The 16,743-nt window shown below is 67.4% G+C and carries 18 protein-coding genes and 1 pseudogene; 11 read left to right on the forward strand and 8 right to left on the reverse strand.

Annotated features, from left to right (window positions below; translation table 11 throughout):
* Positions 1–4: 4 nt before the first annotated feature.
* Positions 5–325, forward strand: a complete 321-nt coding sequence (locus tag QM772_RS00255; RefSeq protein WP_415133007.1) for a hypothetical protein — start codon at positions 5–7, stop codon at positions 323–325.
* Positions 326–473: 148 nt separating this feature from the next.
* Positions 474–1,454, forward strand: coding sequence for an IS5 family transposase (locus tag QM772_RS00260; protein ID WP_415133009.1), 981 nt, complete (start codon positions 474–476; stop codon positions 1,452–1,454).
* A 189-nt stretch (positions 1,455–1,643) separates the two neighbouring features.
* Here the strand turns inward: QM772_RS00260 and QM772_RS00265 are convergent.
* Positions 1,644–2,664, reverse strand: a pseudogene (locus tag QM772_RS00265) (IS30 family transposase).
* Positions 2,665–2,783: 119 nt separating this feature from the next.
* Here QM772_RS00265 and QM772_RS00270 point away from each other — a divergent pair.
* The 4 genes from QM772_RS00270 (at position 2,784) to QM772_RS00285 (ending at position 5,608) form a co-directional block, all read left to right on the forward strand.
* Positions 2,784–3,959: a hypothetical protein gene (locus QM772_RS00270; RefSeq protein ID WP_415133011.1), complete on the forward strand. Its 1,176-nt coding sequence runs from the start codon at positions 2,784–2,786 to the stop codon at positions 3,957–3,959.
* Entirely contained in the window at positions 3,857–4,108 is a 252-nt protein-coding gene (locus QM772_RS00275) for an AHH domain-containing protein (protein WP_415133013.1), read from the forward strand. Before QM772_RS00270 ends, QM772_RS00275 begins: the two co-directional genes overlap by 103 nt.
* Positions 4,105–4,662 (forward strand): hypothetical protein, encoded by a 558-nt coding sequence (locus tag QM772_RS00280; protein WP_415133014.1) that lies wholly within the window; start codon positions 4,105–4,107, stop codon positions 4,660–4,662. Before QM772_RS00275 ends, QM772_RS00280 begins: the two co-directional genes overlap by 4 nt.
* A 232-nt stretch (positions 4,663–4,894) precedes the next feature.
* Complete coding sequence (locus QM772_RS00285; protein WP_415133016.1) at positions 4,895–5,608, forward strand: hypothetical protein; 714 nt, start codon at positions 4,895–4,897, stop codon at positions 5,606–5,608.
* Here QM772_RS00285 and QM772_RS00290 read toward each other — a convergent pair.
* From QM772_RS00290 to lptF, 5 genes are read right to left on the reverse strand one after another with little or no spacing between them, the layout of a single operon-like run.
* Positions 5,512–6,693, reverse strand: coding sequence for a pyridoxal phosphate-dependent aminotransferase (locus QM772_RS00290; protein WP_415133018.1), 1,182 nt, complete (start codon positions 6,691–6,693; stop codon positions 5,512–5,514). The genes QM772_RS00285 and QM772_RS00290 overlap by 97 nt on opposite strands.
* The gene (locus tag QM772_RS00295) at positions 6,690–7,631 is read right to left on the reverse strand and encodes a CysB family HTH-type transcriptional regulator (RefSeq protein WP_415133020.1); all 942 of its coding nucleotides are present in this window, start codon (positions 7,629–7,631) and stop codon (positions 6,690–6,692) included. Before QM772_RS00295 ends, QM772_RS00290 begins: the two co-directional genes overlap by 4 nt.
* Positions 7,632–7,675: 44 nt before the next feature.
* A complete protein-coding gene (locus tag QM772_RS00300; RefSeq protein WP_415133022.1) occupies positions 7,676–8,047 on the reverse strand; it encodes a sirohydrochlorin chelatase in 372 nt (123 codons plus the stop codon).
* On the reverse strand, positions 8,044–9,153 hold the full coding sequence (gene lptG, locus QM772_RS00305; RefSeq protein ID WP_415133024.1) for an LPS export ABC transporter permease LptG: 1,110 nt from the start codon (positions 9,151–9,153) through the stop codon (positions 8,044–8,046). Before lptG ends, QM772_RS00300 begins: the two co-directional genes overlap by 4 nt.
* Positions 9,150–10,253, reverse strand: coding sequence for an LPS export ABC transporter permease LptF (gene lptF / locus QM772_RS00310; RefSeq protein ID WP_415133026.1), 1,104 nt, complete (start codon positions 10,251–10,253; stop codon positions 9,150–9,152). Before lptF ends, lptG begins: the two co-directional genes overlap by 4 nt.
* A gap of 28 nt (positions 10,254–10,281) precedes the next feature.
* Between lptF and QM772_RS00315 the strand changes: the two genes are divergently transcribed.
* The 5 genes from QM772_RS00315 to QM772_RS00335 all read left to right on the forward strand — a co-directional run bounded on the left by QM772_RS00315 (position 10,282) and on the right by QM772_RS00335 (position 14,289).
* On the forward strand, positions 10,282–11,784 hold the full coding sequence (locus QM772_RS00315) for a leucyl aminopeptidase (RefSeq protein WP_415133028.1): 1,503 nt from the start codon (positions 10,282–10,284) through the stop codon (positions 11,782–11,784).
* A gap of 23 nt (positions 11,785–11,807) precedes the next feature.
* Positions 11,808–12,239 (forward strand): DNA polymerase III subunit chi, encoded by a 432-nt coding sequence (locus QM772_RS00320; protein WP_415133030.1) that lies wholly within the window; start codon positions 11,808–11,810, stop codon positions 12,237–12,239.
* A gap of 1 nt (position 12,240) precedes the next feature.
* Complete coding sequence (locus QM772_RS00325) at positions 12,241–12,651, forward strand: hypothetical protein (RefSeq protein ID WP_415133032.1); 411 nt, start codon at positions 12,241–12,243, stop codon at positions 12,649–12,651.
* A 101-nt stretch (positions 12,652–12,752) separates the two neighbouring features.
* Positions 12,753–13,955: a branched-chain amino acid ABC transporter substrate-binding protein gene (locus QM772_RS00330; protein ID WP_415133034.1), complete on the forward strand. Its 1,203-nt coding sequence runs from the start codon at positions 12,753–12,755 to the stop codon at positions 13,953–13,955.
* 85 nt (positions 13,956–14,040) lie between these two features.
* Complete coding sequence (locus tag QM772_RS00335; RefSeq protein ID WP_415133035.1) at positions 14,041–14,289, forward strand: hypothetical protein; 249 nt, start codon at positions 14,041–14,043, stop codon at positions 14,287–14,289.
* A 65-nt stretch (positions 14,290–14,354) separates the two neighbouring features.
* Here the strand turns inward: QM772_RS00335 and mnmC are convergent, their stop codons facing one another.
* Entirely contained in the window at positions 14,355–16,322 is a 1,968-nt protein-coding gene (gene mnmC / locus QM772_RS00340) for an FAD-dependent 5-carboxymethylaminomethyl-2-thiouridine(34) oxidoreductase MnmC (protein WP_415133037.1), read from the reverse strand.
* A gap of 56 nt (positions 16,323–16,378) precedes the next feature.
* Entirely contained in the window at positions 16,379–16,651 is a 273-nt protein-coding gene (locus tag QM772_RS00345; RefSeq protein WP_415133039.1) for an oxidative damage protection protein, read from the reverse strand.
* Positions 16,652–16,743 lie beyond the last annotated feature (92 nt).

Below are 16,743 nucleotides of genomic sequence, written 5' to 3' on the forward strand. Positions count from 1 at the left end.
GCGCATGGACACTTATGATATATACGGCTCAAATCTTGATTTGAAGCAAATAAAGATAAAAATTGAAGATTGCCTAAATATTGATTTTATTTTAAAAGATAGCTCATATTTTGGGGAGTATTTCCAATGGAGAAGTTCTGATGATGAAGGTATTGAGATAAAGAAAAATATAGATCTAACAGATGGCGAACCACTAAAGCCGCAGTTCTCTAACTATTCGGCATTGGTATTTATTGATCGCACAAAGAGATCAGATCAAATTTATAAGCTATTGAATGATAATGGCTTTGAAAGATTGAGCCATAACACTTATATGACAAAATAAATAGTCCGTCCTGAGCAAAGCGCAAGCCCTTGTTGGGCCTTGGGGAAGAAATATCAGGGTCAGATCACGATTTTCCCTAGGGATGCTCTTCACGAATCAGTCACTCGCGTGCTTGGTTGAATCTGCCCGGTGAGCGAACATGCGCCTCATGCAGCAAGACAGCCTTGGCCTTGGCACCAGCACCCGCCGCACACGCAAGCGCGAGTTCCTGGATCAGATGAATCGCGTCATCCCGTGGGTCGAGTTGGTTTGCCTGATCGAGCCCTACGCCCCCGAAGCCGGCCGGCGCGGCCAGCAGCCCTTTGGCGTCGAAGTGCTGCTGCGCATCCACTTCCTGCAGCAGTGGTTCAACCTGTCGGACCCGGCCATGGAAGAAGCACTGCACGACGTGCCCGTGTTTCGCGATTTCGCGCTCCTGAGCAACTGGGGCGACGCACTGCCCAGCGATTCGAGCATCCTGCGCTTTCGTCGCCTTCTGGAGCAACACAAGTTGGCCGATCAGATCCTGGCCACCGTCAACGACCTGCTCAGCGGCCGGGGCCTGCTCCTGAAGGCCGGCACCGTGGTGGATGCCACGCTCATTGCCGCACCCAGTTCGACCAAGAACAAGAACGGCGCCCGAGACCCCGAGATGCACCAGAGCAAGAAGGGCAACCAGTACTACTTCGGCATGAAGGGACACATCGGGGTGGATGCCGAGTCGGGGCTGGTGCACACCGTGCGCGGCACGGCCGGCAACGTCAGCGACGTGCTCGAGGGCAACAGCCTGCTGCATGGCCAGGAAGAGGTGGCCTTCGGGGATGCGGGCTACCAGGGGGTGGCCAAGCGCCCCGATGCGAACGCGAAAGTGACCTGGCATGTGGCGCTGGGCCCGGGCAAGCGCCGGGCGCTGGATGTGGACAACAACCCCATCGACGCGCTCACGCACAGGATCGAGAAGCTCAAGGCCAGCGTTCGGGCCAAGGTGGAGCACCCGTTTCGGGTGATCAAGCGCCAGTTCGGCCATGTGAAGGTGCGCTATCGGGGGCTGGCCAAGAACACGGCTCAACTCAAGACGCTGTTTGCGCTGAGCAATCTGTGGATGGTGCGCCACGTGCTGATGGGACAGGTGCGCCCGCAGCAGGGATGAAGGGCCCAAAGTGCCTGCCAGGAGCGTGTGCAAGCGCTCAAAACAGGCTGCCAGCGCATTCATTCGGCTCAGCGGCGCGCAAGCGATGAAATTTCCCACCGCCTCAGCACATCAGCACGCTCGCATGGGATTGGTGAAGAGCATCCCTAGGCGGTCTCAACTCTGAAGTGCAACACCGCTGATTGATATTCAATGGATGGTAGCGGAGTTCTTTTGGTCGATAGCGGCCATGAACTGCTGGAACGCCTGGTAGGGCGAATCCCAGCCGAGCGTCTGCCTGGGCCGGTTGTTCATCAAGTCGGCGATGGAGTCCAGCGCATCCTGATCATGCACGCTCAAGTCAGCTCCCTTGGGCAGGAACTGGCGCAGCAAGCCATTGGTGTTCTCGCAACTGCCCTTCTGCCAAGGGCTGTGGGGATCGCAGAAGTACACCCGCATGCCCGTGGCGGCAGCCAACTCCTTGTGGCGCGCCATCTCCTTGCCTTGGTCGTACGTCAGCGTCTGGCGCATCGGCGCCGCGATCTGGCGCAGCTTGTTGGTGAACGCAGCCAGCGCACTCTCGGCCGATGCGTCAGGCATCTTGCACAGCAGCACCAGGCGCGTAGAGCGCTCCACCAGCACCCCCACGGCGGACTTGTTACCCGCCCCTTTGATCAAGTCCCCCTCCCAGTGCCCCGGCATCACCCGGTCATTGACCTCGGGCGGGCGCACATGGATGGAAACCATGTCCCGGAATCTGCCCACGCCGATCAGCGCCTGCCGAGCGCGGTCGGCGTGTGCTCTTGCCTTGGCGAAGCAAAGAGATGAGCTGGCGGCGCAACTCGCCGCGCGGGTAGGCGTAGATGGCGGTGTAGATGCTCTCGTGCGAGACGTGCATGCCAGGCTCTGCGGGGTACATGCGCTTGAGTGTGCGGGCAATCTGCTGAGGCGACCAATACCAGCACAGCATGGTGCTGACCAGGTACCAAAGAGCGCCATCGCTGTGCAGCTTGGGCAATGGCCGAGCCGCGATGCGCCGCTGCTCGCTCTTGCGCTGGGCAGGCGCGCTGGCGTAGCGGCCATCGGTGGCATTGCGCCGCAACTCGCGGCTGATGGTGCTGGGGCTGCGCCCCTGAAGCCTGGCCATGGCCCTGATGCTCCAGCCTTGCTGGTGCAGCGAGGCCAACGTCACTCTCTCTTCTGGCTGCAACTGCTCGTATCTCGTTCCCATTTGCGTACAGTACCCTCTGTGAGGGTGTTGCACTTCAGAGTTGAGACCGCCCTGTTGGCATCGATCTGGCGAAGAACATTTTTCACGGGTAAAAATCTTTTTCTGACCCTAATTTCCGCGTGACCGCCGGCCTGAGCCACCTGCCCGGCGTGGGCCAGCACATCGACGGCCTTGCCGAGACATTCAGCCAGCGGCTGATGGAATACACCGGCCGCGCCACGGTGCAAGGCGCGATCCAGACGGTCATGGGCGGGCAGTTCAAGGACGGCTTCGTCAACAGCCTGATGGGCAGCGTGGCCGGCGAGGTCACGGCGCAGCTGGAGATGAGCATCAGCGAGTTGCAAGGGCAAGGGCTCGATGCCGGCCAGGCCAGCGCCCTGCGCCTGCTCACGCGCGCCACGGGCAGCGCGCTGCGCATCGTGGGCAGCGACGACCCGGCGGCGGGGTTCGCGGCGGACTTCCTCAATGGGGTCATGGGGGATCTTTCCCGGGGCGGATCCGACAACCCGCTCGTGAACGGCGAGGACGCCTCGATCCAGCCATCGGAGCCAGCGCCCGCCCAACCGAATGATCCGTTGCCCGCTCCGGCGGATGGCGGTCCCGCGCCAGACTATGGATTGGGCACCGGTGACGATGGGCTGGGCTTGCGGCCTGGTGGTGGCCAAGGCATGCGTTGGGGAGGTTCGCGGGCTGATGACGATGTGGAAGTGGCCTCTCCAGCGCCACGTCCCATCTACGACTTCGATCCTGAAGGCGTATGGGACCCAGAAGCCCGGGAACCAGTCAACGCGGTTGATACACCTGTGGCGTGGCTGGCGCCTCCCCTTAATCCGGTGACAGGTGGATTAGGCGTTGGCGCGGGCGGCTACCAAGTGGTGCGACCGGATGGCGCGGGCGGGCCACCTGGATACGATCCTCTATACGACCTGCCCACCGGTGCGCCAGGCTACAGGCCCGCCGATCCCGGGTTGGGCATTAGGACCCCGCCGTTTCAGGTAGTGGTTCCGCCAGCCAGTATGCTCACCATACTGCCGGCGCTTGGGACGGCGAGCATTGCTGATTACCTGATGGACAGGCGGGCCTCGGGCATCCTGTCTGATAACTTGGAGGCAATTGGTGTTGTCCGCCCCGCAGACACGGATGCACACCATATGTTCCATATGGTGACGCGCGGGCAACTCAACTACGCAGATTGCTGGAGCGCTTCGATATTGACATCAATTCACCCGATAATGGGGTGTTCTTACCGAACAAGCCGAGCAGTGAAGCGCCTGGCTCATATCATCCTAGATTGAATAATCGTGACTACTACGAGCAGCTAAACAGAGATTTCAGAAGTGTTTCATCTAGGCAAGAAGCGCTGGAAGTTTTGAGAAACATCCGAGATCAGCTATTGAATGGCACATATCCTGGCACTCGGCCTCGGCCTGGACTAAAAAAATGAAAATATTCGACCTCAGATTTAATCCCAACGACTTCGCATCATTTTTATTTAAAGATTTAGATGAAAATGATAAATGGGAATTCCCCCTGTTCGCGGGGGAGCGTTACGGGAAGGCTTATCCAGTTCCGGCTGGAGTAAGAGACCATGAAGGCGATCCGCCGTATCCTGAGGCATTGCCTGATTTTACAGGTATAGGATTGGGTCCTATCCCGACTTTTTCTGAACATGCTATACAGATCCTCGGTCCCATGCTAAGTGAAAACGGTGAGTTCGCGGCTATTGCTTTGGATGAGCCAGTCCGCTATTTCGGCTTCAACCCAACAACTATCGTCGATATCCTGGATGAATCGCGCTCGGATATAGTGCGCTTTAGCAGTGGCCGGGTGATGAAGGTTAACAAGCATGTCCTGCTAGACTCGGTCACCTCGTTACCACCGATTTTCAAGATTCCACAGACTCGGCGCAATACTACCTATGTCAACGAGGCGTTCGTGACGAAGGTAAGAGATACAGGGCTGACGGGCTTTCGATTCGATCTGCTTTTTGAGCGGTAGCTTGGGTCCAGAGTAATCGGAGTCAGATAACATTTCCCCGGGGGGAAATAGGGTCAGATCACGATGATTTCAGCCCGGCTGGGCCTACCACCCCGGCGGCGGCCATGCCGACAACTGGAGTGCCCCCAGCTGGCAGTTCGACCCCGGCGCCTTCGCCCGCGCCTACGCCCAGGGTGACAGCCCCGCGCAGCGCGCCATCGCCCATCTGCACGGCAGCGAGCCCTTGCAGTTCGTGCCCGCCCCCGACAGCGAGAGCGGCGCCCCCGCCCACTGGGAGCTCTGCGGCCTGACCGTGCGCGAAGGCCGCCGCGCGGACTTCGAGGACGGCCTCCAGGCCCTGTCGACCCACGACGGCTGGATTCCCTCGGACATCACGCGCCCCTACCACCACCTCGACCCCGCCCGCATCACCAAGCTGATCGACCAGGAGCTGGTCTGGTTCGACCCCGAGCACGGCTTCGTCACCGACAAGAAGAACCTCAAGGGCAACTGGCTGGACCGCTACTTCCCCCAGATCATGGGCGCGGCCTTCGCCGCCGTGGGCGCCGGGGCCGTCAGCGGAGCGATGGCCAACGCCGGCGCCGGTGTCGTCGCCCAAGGCGCCGCCGCCGGGGCCGTGGGCAGCGCCCTGAACCAATACGTCTCCACCGGCCACGTCAGCTTCAGGAGCGTGCTCACCTCCGCGCTGGCCGGCGGCCTGACCGCCGGCCTCACCGACCTCACCGGCCTGGGCCGGAGCACCGCCAACGCGAGCTTCGGCCAGCGGTTGATGGAACACACCGGCCGGGCCACCCTGCAAGGGGCCATCCAGGCGGTGGTGGGCGGGCAGTTCAAATTTAGCTATCAGCTTCACAGCCGAGCCAGCCGCTCCAGCGCCGCGCGCAGGGTGTCGTCTTTCTTGGCGAAGCAGAAGCGGATGGTCTTCTGGTCGAACCCGCCGCCGTAGAAGGCCGACAGCGGGATGGCGGCGACGCCGATCTCGCGCGTGAGCCACTGGCAGAAGTCGGCCTCGGACAGGTCGCGCTCGGGCACCGAGAGTTCGTCGATGGCCGCGCACTGGAAGTAGGTGCCTTCGCAGGGCAGCAGGCGGAACTTGGTTTTCGTCAGGCCGCTGCGAAACAGGTCGCGCTTGGCGGCGTAGAAGGCGGGCAGATCCAGGTACGGCGCCGGATCGGCCATGTAGCTGGCGATGCCGTGCTGCATGGGCGTGTTGACGGTGAACACGTTGAACTGGTGCACCTTGCGGAACTCGGCCGTGAGCGCGGCGGGCGCGGCGACGTAGCCTACCTTCCAGCCCGTCACGTGGCAGGTCTTGCCAAAGCTGCTGACGATGAAGCTGCGCGCGGCGAGACCTGGGAAGCGCGCCACGCTCTGGTGCTGCTGGCCGTCGTACACCATGTGTTCGTACACCTCGTCGCTGATGACGAGCACGCCGGTGGGGGCCAGCAGTTCGTCCAGCCGGCGCATGTCGGCGGGCGACCAGACGGTGCCGCTGGGGTTGTGCGGGGTGTTGACGATGATCGCGCGGGTGCGCGGCGTGAGGGCGGCGGCGATCCGGTCGAAGTCGGGGCGGAAGGTGCCGGGCACCAGCGGCACGCGCACCACGGTGGCGCCGGTCAGCTCGATGTTGGGCACGTAGCTGTCGTAGCAGGGCTCCAGCACGATCACCTCGTCGCCCGGGCCGGCGCAGCACAGCACGGCGGTGATGATGGCCTGGGTGGCGCCGGCGGTGACGGTGATCTCGCTCGCGGCATCGTAGCGGCGGCCGTACAGCGCTTCGACTTTGGCGGCGATGGCTTCGCGCAGCGGCGCGGCGCCGGGCATGGGCGGGTACTGGTTGTGGCCCGCGCGCATGGCGGCGTCCACCGCGTCCACCAGCCGGGGGTCGCAGTCGAAGTCGGGGAAGCCCTGGCCCAGGTTGACGGCCTGGTGCTGCGCGGCCAGCGCCGACATGACGGTGAAGATGGTGGTGCCGACGTTGGGCAGGCGCGAGGGGAAGGCGGGCGTGCGGGTCGTGGGAGCGATGGTCATAGTTCGTAGTCGGCCACGTGTCCGGTCATGGCGCGCAGGATCAGTTCCTTGTCCAGGCGGTCGGACAGCAGGCTGGCGAAGTGGTAGACGAAGTCGCGCAGGTAAGCGCCGCGCTTCAGCGCGATGCGCGCCACGTTGCGGCCCAGCAGGGGCCCCAGCGGGCGGGCCGCCAGGTCGGGATCCTTGTCGTCCTTGACGGCCATCTCGGCGACGATGCCCACGCCCAGCCCCAGACGCACGTAGGTCTTGATGACGTCGGAGTCGATCGCCTCCAGCACCACGCGCGGCGTGAGCTGGCGCTGGGCGAAGGCGGTGTCCACGCGGGTGCGGCCGGTGAAGGAGGGGTGGTAGGTGATGAGCGGCTGCGCGGCGATGTCCTCCAGCGTCAGTCGCTCCTTCTTGGCCAGCGCGTGGTCCTTGGGCACGACCAGCACGTGCTCCCATTCGTAGCAGGGCAGGGTGATCAGCTCGGCGTAGCTGGAGAGCGACTCGGTGGCGATGCCGATCTCGGCCGTCTCCTCGATCACCATGCGCGCCACCTGGTCGGGCGCGCCCTGGTGCAGGCTGATGTTGACCTTGGGGTACGTCTCGCGCAGCCGCGCCACCGGCACCGGCAGCACGTAGCGCGCCTGGGTGTGGGTGGTGGCGATCGACAGCGTGCCGGTGTCCTGTGCGCTGTACTGCTCGCCGATGCGCTTCAGGTTGCCGACCTCGCGCAGGATGATGGCGATGCTCTCCAGCACGTGCTGCCCGGGCTCGGTGATGCGCTTCAGGCGCTTGCCGTGGCGGGTGAAGATCTCGATGCCGAGCTCTTCCTCCAGCTCGATGATGGCCTTGGACACCCCCGGCTGCGACGTGTGCAGCGCCTTGGCGGCCTCGGTCAGGTTCAGGCCGCGCCGGGCGGCTTCCTGGACGAAGCGGAACTGATGCAGATTCATGGGGATGGGGTAATAAGAAACCCCGTCATTATGGTGTATTGCGTCTAACGACGTGTTTCGCCGAGCGCCGTGCGCGCCATTGTGTCCAGCACGTCGGGGTGCTCGCCGATGGCGGGTTGCAGCGTGAAAGTGATGCCTGGGTGGCATGTGCGCAGCGTGTCCAGCAGGCGCGGCAGGTCTTCGCGCGCATGGCGGCCGGCGCCCAGGAACATGGGCCAGACGGTGACTGCGCGCCCGCCGTCGGCCAGCAGCGCCTGCACGGCGGTGGCCAAGTCGGGCTCGGTGAGTTCGAGGTAGGCGCAGGCCACGCGCACGCCCGGCGCCAGCGCCCGCATGCGGGCGGCCACGGCCTCGATCGGCGCGTGCCAGGCGGCGTCGCGCGAGCCGTGGGCAAACAGCACGATGCCGTGGCTCATTGCCTGAGCACCAGCCAGCCGAACGCGCCGAGCGAGAGCAGCGAGTAGATGATCCCGGGCGAGGCGGCGGCGATCCAGGGCTCCCAGTTGCGCAGGTTGCCGATGAAGCCGAACACGTTGTTCAGCAGGAAGAAGCTGATGCCCACCAGCACGCCCAGGAACACGTAGCCCGTGATGTTGCCGGAGCGGAAGTGCAGGTAGGCGAAGGGCAGCGCCAGCACCATCATCACCAGGCAGCTCAGCGGGTAGAACACCTTGCGCCAGAACTCGATCTCGTAGCGCTGCGCGCTCTGGCCGTTGTCGCGCAGGTGGTTGATGTACTGGAACAGGCCGATGGTCTGCATGCGGTCGGGGCTGAGCAGCGCGGCCGACACCATGCCGGGCGAGATGGTGGTGGCCCAGCGCCATTCGGGCAGGCGCAGGGCGGCCACCTGAGGCTGGCTGGCGGCGGCCTGGGCGTAGTCGCGGCGCTCGACGTCGTAGAGCAGCCAGGCGCCGTCGCCGCTGAAGCGCCCGCGCGCGGCCTTGAGGGTGGACAGCGGGCGGCCGGAGGGGTCGGCGAACTCGAAGATGCGGATGTTGCTCATGGTGCCGTCCGAGGCCAGCGCGCCCACGTTGACGGAGAAGCTGCGCGCGTCCTGCCGGTCCTTCATCCAGGCGCCGGTGCGGCCCACCGTGATGTCGCCCAGAAAGCGCGCCTGCAGGGCCTGCGCCGTGCGGTTGGCGGCCGGCGCCACGTAATCGCCCACCACGAAGGTCAGCGCCACGAAGGCCAGGCCCAGCGCCAGCAGCGTGCCCAGCGCGCGGCGCGGCCCGAGGCCGCTGGTGCGCAGGATGGTGTATTCGGAACTCTCGGCCAGCCGCGCCATCACGTAGATGGTGCCGATCAGCACCGCGATGGGCAGCAGCTCGTACAGGTGGTTCGGCACCTGCAGCGCCACGTAGGCCAGGGCGTAGGTCACGGTGTAGCCGCGCGAGGCACCCTCGCTCAGCTCGCCCAGCTGGTCGACGAAGTCGAAGAAGAAGAACAGCAGCAGGAAGGCCAGCGTCACGAAGCCGACCGCGCGCAGGATCTCGGCGTAGATCAGCCGGCGGATCGTCTTCATGCCGCGCTCTCCGCCGGCGCGGCGCGGGGCCGCAACCGGTTCAGCCAGTCGCCCTGGCGCGCCAGCAGCCAGCCCAGCGCCAGCGCGAAGATGCCGCCGTGCAGCAGCAGCAGGAAGGCCGGCAGGCCGATGCGCTGGTTGGCGATCCAGCTCTCGCCGACGCCGATCAGGTTGTAGTAGCTGGCAAAGGCGAACAGCGTGAAGATCAGGCTGGCGCTGCGCCCCACGCGCGGGTTCACGCGGGTCGCGGCCAGCGCGATCAGCACGCAGTTGAGCGCCGCCAGCGTCAGCCCCAGCCGCCACGACAGCTCGGCCAGGTTGCGCGCCGTGGGTTCGCGCAGCAGCGCGGGCGTGGACTTCATGCGTGGCGAATCGTTGGTGGTGGGGCCGATGGCGCGGTCGTTCACGCGGTTGCCGTACTCGGCGAACTCGCTGAGGCGCAGCTTGCCGGTGGCGGTCTCGGTTTCCAGCCGGTAGCCCTTGTCCAGCACCAGGAAGCGTTCGTCCTGCAGGGTGCGCAGCTGGCCGCTCTGGGCCGAGGTCACGGTCTCCCGGCCGCGCTCGGTGGAGGTGATGAAGATGTTGTTGCCGCTCTGGTCGTCGGCCGCGTCCTTGTCGATGAAGAACACGCGCTGGCCGCCCGCCGACTCGATGAAGCGCCCCGGCGCCACGCGCTCGATGTCGCCGCGGCCCTGGTAGCGGTCGCGCAGCTCGCGGATCTGCGCGTTGGACCAGGGCCAGACCAGCAGCGCCAGCACCGCCACCGCCAGCAGCACCGGCCAGGCGAAGCGCAACAGCGGCCGCGCGAACGAGGCCAGGCCCTGGCCGCTGGCGAACCACACCACCATCTCGCTGGCCGCGTACATGCGCGTGAGTGTGGCGGTGATGGCCACGAACAGGCTCAGCGTCAGGATGGTGGGCAGGTGGCCGAGCACGGTGAAGCCCATCACCAGCATCACCTCCGAGGGGTTCACGCGGCCGACGCTGGCCTGGCCGAGCGTGCGGATCAGCATCACCGTCATCACGATGGTGACCAGCACCACCAGGGTGGCGCCGAAGCTGCGGCCCAGCTCCTTGCGTAGGGAGGAATCGAATAACATCGGTCGAAAGGAAAACAACCTGTCGATTATGGACTTTCAGCTCAAATCCCTGCGCCTGGCCGAAGCCGCTGCCGCCAAGGCGCCCGCCCTGGTGGTGCTGGTGGCCGAGGGCTTTCAGCCCGGCGGCGACGCGCTGTCGGCGCTGATCCGGCGCGCCACCGATGGCGGCGACTTCAGGGCCGAGGCGGGCAGGCTGCTGGCCAGCTACGGCAGCGCCGGCCTCGCGGCCGAACGGGTGGTGCTGGCGGGCGTCGGCGACGGCTGCCCCGCGCGGGTGCGCAAGGCCGTGGCCGCCGCGCTCGGCGCGCTCAAGGGCGGCCCGGCCAAGGCGCTGACGCTGTGCTTCGCCCAAAGCCCCGCGCCCGAGGCGGTGGCTGCCGCCGTGCTGGCCGCCGCCGACACGGCCTACGTCTACACCGCCACCAAGGGCAAGGACGCGCGCAAGGACCAGCCCGCGCTGAAGCAGGTCACCGTCGGCGCGCCGGACGCCGCCGCCGCGCGCGGCGCCTTCGAGCAGGCCGTGGGCATCGCCGAGGGTGTGCGCCTGGCACGCGAATGGGCCAACCGTCCCGCCAACCACGCCACGCCCACGATGCTGGGCGAGGCCGCGCGCGCGCTGGCCAAGTCGCCGCGCATCGCCTGCGAGGTGCTGGGGCCGAAGGAGGTCGCCAAGCTGGGCATGGGCGCCTTCCGAGCCGTCGCCCAGGGTTCGGAGCAGGAGCTGCGCTTCATCGTGCTGCGCTACGGCGGCGCCGGGAAGGACGACGCGCCGGTGGTGCTGGTGGGCAAGGGCATCACCTTCGACACCGGCGGCATTTCGATCAAGCCCGCCGCCGAGATGGACGAGATGAAGTTCGACATGGGCGGCGCCGCCAGCGTGCTCGGCGTGTTCCGCGCGCTGGCCGAGCTGCAGCCGGCCGTGAACGTGGTCGGCCTGATCCCGGCCTGCGAGAACATGCCCGACGGCCGCGCCGTCAAGCCCGGCGACGTGGTCACCAGCCTGAGCGGCCAGACCATCGAGATCCTCAACACCGACGCCGAGGGTCGCCTGGTGCTGTGCGACGCGCTGACCTACGCCGAGCGCCTGAAGCCGCGCGCGGTGATCGACATCGCCACGCTCACCGGCGCCTGCGTGATCGCGCTGGGCGGCGTGCGCTCCGGCCTGTTCGCCACCGACGACGCGCTGGCCGAGGCCCTGCAAGCCGCCGGCGAGCAGGCGCTGGACCCTTGCTGGCGCCTGCCGCTGGACGACGAATACGCCGAGGGCCTGAAGACCAACTTCGCCGACGTCGCCAACGTCGCCGGCCGGGCCGCCGGCGCGGTGACGGCGGCCAAGTTCCTGCAGCGCTTCACCAAGGCCTACCCGTGGGCGCACCTGGACATCGCCGGCACCGCCTGGAAGAGCGGCGCGGCCAAGGGCGCCACCGGCCGGCCGGTGGGCCTGCTGGTGAACTACCTGCTGGGGCAGGCGGCGCCGAAGCCGGCCAAGCCCGCACCCAAGGCCGCGCGCAAGTCCGCGAAGCCGCGCTGAAGGCACCTTCGGCGCCGGCCGTCATGACGGAAGTGGCCTTCCATTTCAACGTGCCCGACAAGCTGGGCTACGCCTGCCGGCTGCTGCGCAAGGCGCATGCCGCGGGCGGGCCGGTGGGCGTGGTGGCGCCGCCGGAGACGCTGCGCCAGCTCGACGTCGCGCTGTGGTCGTTCTCGGCGCTCGACTTCATTCCGCACTGCGCCGCCGCCGCGCCGGCCGACGTGCTGGCCGCCACGCCCGTCGTGCTGGCCGCCGACTGCGCCGCGCTGCCGCATGCCGGCGTGCTGGTGCACCTGGGGGCCGAGGTGCCGGCCGGCTTCGAGCGCTTCGAGCGCCTGATCGAACTGGTCGGCACCGGTGACGACGACCGCGCCGAGGCGCGCCAGCGCTGGCGCCACTACGCGGACCGCGGCTACGCGATTCAGCGCCACGACCTGGCCTCCGCCGGGGGATGACATGGACACCGACGACGACCCGCCCAACCCCGCCACGCCGCGCTTCGTGCCGACGCTGACCGAAGTGGTCGGCGCGCGGGCTGATACCGAACCCGCGCCCGTGGGCTTGCCGACCCTGGCGTCCGAACTCGAATCCGACACCGGGGTCGATCTGCCGCTCGAACTGCCCGCCGGGCCGGCCGCCGCGCCGCTGCCGCCCTTCAGTCTCGAGGCCACGGCGGCCACCGTGCTGCAACGCATCGGTCCCGACCTGGACCGCCAGATCGGCGAGGCCATCGCCCGCGTGCTGCACGAACAGATGCTGGGCTTCCACGGCCGGGTGCAGAAGGCCGTGGCCGAAGTGGTGCGCGAGGCGGTGGTGAAGAACCTGGCGCAGGGCGCACCCGGCGCGGACGCCGGTAAAGGCCCTTAAATGGGGCGCCAGGGCTACTATCGTCTCCCCTGATCCGTCTGGCATGTGAATTGCGGTATTCTTCACAGTCTTTATTTCTCAATCCTTTGGAGGTCGTGGGTATGAATGCAAAGTTGACTTGGGTGGCAGTGTTGGTCGGCGCGTCTCTGGCGGCCGCGTGCGGCAAGAAGGAGGAGGCTCCGGCGCCCGCGCCCGCTGCCGCCCCGGCACCCGCCGCGGCGCCGGCGCCCGCCGCGGCAGAGGAGCAGGTGGTCAAGATCGGGCACGTCGCGCCCGTCTCCGGCCCGCAGGCTCACTACGGCAAGGACAACGAGAACGGCGTCCGCATGGCCATCGAGGATCTGAACGCCCAGAACGTCGTCATCGCCGGCAAGAAGATCAAGTTCGAGATCCAGGCCGAGGATGACGCCGCCGATCCCAAGCAGGGCACCGCCGCCGCGCAGAAGCTGTGCGACGCCAAGGTCGCCGGCGTGGTCGGCCACCTGAACTCCGGCACCACCATTCCGGCGTCCAAGGTCTACAACGACTGCGGCATCCCGCACGTCACCGGCGCGGCCACCAACCCCAACCTGACCAAGCCCGGCTACAAGACCACCTACCGCATCATCGCCAACGACAATGCGCTGGGCGCGGGGCTGGCCTTCTATGCCGCCGACGACCTGAAGCTGAAGAAAGTCGCCGTCATCGACGACCGCACGGCCTACGGCCAGGGCGTGGCCGAGGTGTTCAAGAACACCGCCAAGCAAAAGGGCATGGAGGTCGTGGACGAGCAGTTCACCACCGACAAGGCCACCGACTTCATGGCCATCCTGACGGCCGTCAAGGCCAAGAACCCCGACGCCATCTTCTTCGGCGGCATGGACCCGCAGGGCGGCCCCATGCTGCGCCAGATGGAACAGCTCGGCATGAGCAACGTCAAGTTCTTCGGCGGCGACGGCATCTGCACCGCCGAGATCGCCAAGCTGGCCGCCGGCGCCAAGACGCTGGGCAACGTGATCTGCGCCGAAGGCGGGGCTTCCATCCAGAAGATGCCTGGCGGCACCGAATGGAAGGCCAAGTACGACGCCAAGTACCCGGGTCAGTTCCAGGTCTACAGCCCGTACACCTACGACGCCACCATGCTGCTGGTCGACGCGATGAAGCGTGCCGACTCGTGGGATCCGGCCGTCTACACGCCCAAGCTGATCGAATCCGACTACCAGGGCGTCACCGCCAAGATCGCGTTCGAGCCCAATGGCGAGCTGAAGAACGCGGCCATCACGCTGTACAACTACGTGGACGGCAAGAAGACCCCGCTGAACTGATCCGCGCCGGGTTTTCATCCTCACCAAAAGGCCACCTTCCAGGGTGGCCTTTTTCGATTTACGCGCAGGAGGGCAGGAGGGCAGCATGAAAGCGCAACAATCCGCGAAGCCCGGCAGAGCGCGGTCCGCTGCCGCGGTGTGGCTGCTGGCGGCAGGCTTGGCTGCATGCGCCAGCCTGCCGGCACCGGTGGCCACCCACTGGCTCGACCAATGGGGCGACCGTGGCGAGCAGGTGTTCGCCCGCGACTACCACGCCTGCGGGCGCATGGTCGAGAACCACCGTGCCCGGCTGCCCTCGTGCATGCGATCGCGCGGCTGGCTGCTGATGGATTGATGCCGGCGCGGTGCGCGGTTGTCTGCCGGCGCGTTCCTGCCGAGGCCACCTTCGGGTGGCCTTCTTCATGGCGACGGCTTGTTCCAGCGGCTGGCGCGCAGCGCATGCGCCAGCGAGCGCTCGACGGGCAGCGGCTCGCCCGAGGCCCAGGCGGCGGCGATCTCGCCCGCCAGCACGGCCAGCGTCAGGCCGCGCGAGCTCAGCCCGGTCAGCACCCAGGGCGCTTCGTTTTCAATAGCTGCCGGCGCTTGTCCAGCGGGCGCTGGAGCCTGATTTGATGCAAATGCCGGTCCCACCGCCGGCAGCCGGTCGGGCACGGTGCAGCGCACGCCGGTCCAGGCTTGGGCGCGGCCGTCGTCCCACTGCGGGGCCAGCAGGGCGGCGGCGCGCGGCAGCAGCTCGGTCAGGCGCAGGCGGTTGGCGGCATGGTCGGCGGCGCTGGTGGCGGGCTGCGCATTGCCGCGCTCGAAGGTGGCGCCCGCCACCCACGTCGATCCAGCGGCGATCAGATGGCCGTGGCCGTTGACGGGGAAGGGTGGCAGCGCGGCGGCATCGTCCGGCACGGGGCCGAAGGCGACCTGGCCGCGCAGGGCGTGCAGCGGCCAGCCCTGCGCCTGGCCAGGAAACGAGGCTTCCAGCAGCGCGCGCGTACCGAAGCCGGCCGCCAGCGCCACCAGCGCGGCCTCTGCGAGCACCTGGCCGGCTTCGTCCAGCACCTGCCAGCCGCTGCCATGCGCGGCGACGCGCGCCACCCGCGCGCCGCCGACGAAGCGGATGCCCGGCGCGGCGAGCAGAGCGCGCACCAGCGCGGCGGGCCGCATCCAGCCAGCGCTGGCGTGCCAGAGGGCAGGATGGGTGTCGTCGTCCGGCAAGCCAATATGCGAGCGAAAAAGGCCGCTGGTGCCCGTGGATAGAGCGCTAGCAGCTATCGATTTAGTAGTATTCCAGCCCTCGGGCCGGCGCCGCTCGCCGGGTGCGTGGCGCTCCAGCACGCCGCTTTCGGCGAAGTCGATGCCGTCCCGCAGCAGCGCGCGGGCGCGCGCCAGCGTGGCGGCGCAGCCGGCGCGGGTGAGGCGCGAGAGCGGCCGGTCGTCGGGCGACACGTGCGGCGCGAACACGCCGGCCGGCAGCGCGCTGGCGCCGTCGGCGGGCTCGTGCCCTTCGCCCAGCACCGTCACCTGCCAGCCGCGCGCGGCCAGGGCGTAGGCCAGGCTGGCGCCGGCCAGCCCCGCGCCGACGATGGCGCAGCGGCCGGGGGCGGTGGCCAAAGGCAGCACCTCGCCTGGCCGGGCGCGGCGGCGCGGCAGGTGGCGTGGCGCGTAGCGGGCTGCCAGTGCGTGGCGCTTGGGCGGCAGGCCGGGCACGCGCGCGACGTCGAAACCGCAGGCCGCCAGCCGCTCGCGCACCTCGCCGGCCACGCACCAGGTGGCCGCGCGCGCGCCGGGGCGGCACAGGCGGGCGATGGCGCGCAGCACGTCGGCCGACCACATGGCGGGGTTCTTCTGGGGGTCGAAACCGTCGAGGAACACGCTGTCGAAGCGGCCCGTCAGCTCGGGCAGCAGGGCGCGCGCATCGCCCACGGCAAGCGTGAGCTGCACGGCGCCGCCGGCCAGCGCGATGCGGTGCAGGCCGGGCAGCAGGCCGCGCCACTGCGCCGCCAATTGTTCGGCCAGCGGATGCAGTTCAGGGAAAGGCGCCGCGCTGCGCAGGATGTCCGCCGCCTCGGGCGGGTGCGCCTCGACCGCGCTGTAGAACAGGCGCGCGGGCCGCTGCGGATCGTCCAGCCAGGCCCGCCATGCGGCGAGGAAATTCAGGCCCAGGCCGAAGCCGTTTTCCAGCAGCTGCCACACCGGCCGGCCGGCCCAGTCGGCGGGCGCATGGCCATCGGCCAGCAGGCCGCAGCCGCGCAGGAACACGTGGCGCGCCTGGTCGAGGCCCGTGCCCGCGCTGCGGTAGATGTCGCCGTAGCGCGGGCTGGCGGGCGTGCCGTCATCGCGCCAGTGGACGATAGCGGGCTCGGGGTTGCTATTCAATGTGTAGCTGCCAGCGCTTGACTGGCGGGCGCTGGAGGCTTATTTGGCCTAAAGATTCAAGCACTCGGCGGCACGTAGCCCGCTGCCTGGTCGGCGCCGCCGCCGAAGAAGTGGCTCTCCATCTGGCGCCTGAGGTAGTCGCGCGCGCGCTGGTCGGCCAGGTTCAGGCGGTTCTCGTTGACCAGCATGGTCTGGTGCTTCAGCCACTGCTGCCAGGCTTCCTTGCTGACGCTTTCCCAGATGCGCTTGCCCAGCTCGCCGGGGTAGGGGGGAAAGTCCAGTCCCTCGGCGTCCTTGCCGAGCTTGATGCAGTGAACGGTGCGTGCCATGTGGGGTTCCTTCTCGATGGCGCCGATTGTCCCCCATCGGCGCTGTGCGGCCATGCCACACTCGGGCGCATCCTCGCCGGCCGCACAGGAAC

The sequence above is a fragment of the Ottowia sp. genome (assembly GCF_047601385.1).
Taxonomy (GTDB): Bacteria; Pseudomonadota; Gammaproteobacteria; order Burkholderiales; family Burkholderiaceae_C; genus Ottowia.

What these genes read in the sequence shown, in the direction of transcription:
- lptG (WP_415133024.1), bottom strand. Translation starts at nt 9,153, where the DNA reads ATGAAGACGATCCGCCGGCTGATCTACGCCGAGATCCTGCGCGCGGTC.
- QM772_RS00335 (WP_415133035.1), top strand. Translation starts at nt 14,041, where the DNA reads ATGAAAGCGCAACAATCCGCGAAGCCCGGCAGAGCGCGGTCCGCTGCC.
- QM772_RS00300 (WP_415133022.1), bottom strand. Translation starts at nt 8,047, where the DNA reads ATGAGCCACGGCATCGTGCTGTTTGCCCACGGCTCGCGCGACGCCGCC.
- lptF (WP_415133026.1), bottom strand. Translation starts at nt 10,253, where the DNA reads ATGTTATTCGATTCCTCCCTACGCAAGGAGCTGGGCCGCAGCTTCGGC.
- QM772_RS00325 (WP_415133032.1), top strand. Translation starts at nt 12,241, where the DNA reads ATGGACACCGACGACGACCCGCCCAACCCCGCCACGCCGCGCTTCGTG.
- QM772_RS00290 (WP_415133018.1), bottom strand. Translation starts at nt 6,693, where the DNA reads ATGACCATCGCTCCCACGACCCGCACGCCCGCCTTCCCCTCGCGCCTG.
- QM772_RS00345 (WP_415133039.1), bottom strand. Translation starts at nt 16,651, where the DNA reads ATGGCACGCACCGTTCACTGCATCAAGCTCGGCAAGGACGCCGAGGGA.
- QM772_RS00260 (WP_415133009.1), top strand. Translation starts at nt 474, where the DNA reads ATGCAGCAAGACAGCCTTGGCCTTGGCACCAGCACCCGCCGCACACGC.
- QM772_RS00295 (WP_415133020.1), bottom strand. Translation starts at nt 7,631, where the DNA reads ATGAATCTGCATCAGTTCCGCTTCGTCCAGGAAGCCGCCCGGCGCGGC.
- QM772_RS00315 (WP_415133028.1), top strand. Translation starts at nt 10,282, where the DNA reads ATGGACTTTCAGCTCAAATCCCTGCGCCTGGCCGAAGCCGCTGCCGCC.
- QM772_RS00255 (WP_415133007.1), top strand. Translation starts at nt 5, where the DNA reads ATGGACACTTATGATATATACGGCTCAAATCTTGATTTGAAGCAAATA.
- QM772_RS00330 (WP_415133034.1), top strand. Translation starts at nt 12,753, where the DNA reads ATGAATGCAAAGTTGACTTGGGTGGCAGTGTTGGTCGGCGCGTCTCTG.
- QM772_RS00320 (WP_415133030.1), top strand. Translation starts at nt 11,808, where the DNA reads ATGACGGAAGTGGCCTTCCATTTCAACGTGCCCGACAAGCTGGGCTAC.
- QM772_RS00280 (WP_415133014.1), top strand. Translation starts at nt 4,105, where the DNA reads ATGAAAATATTCGACCTCAGATTTAATCCCAACGACTTCGCATCATTT.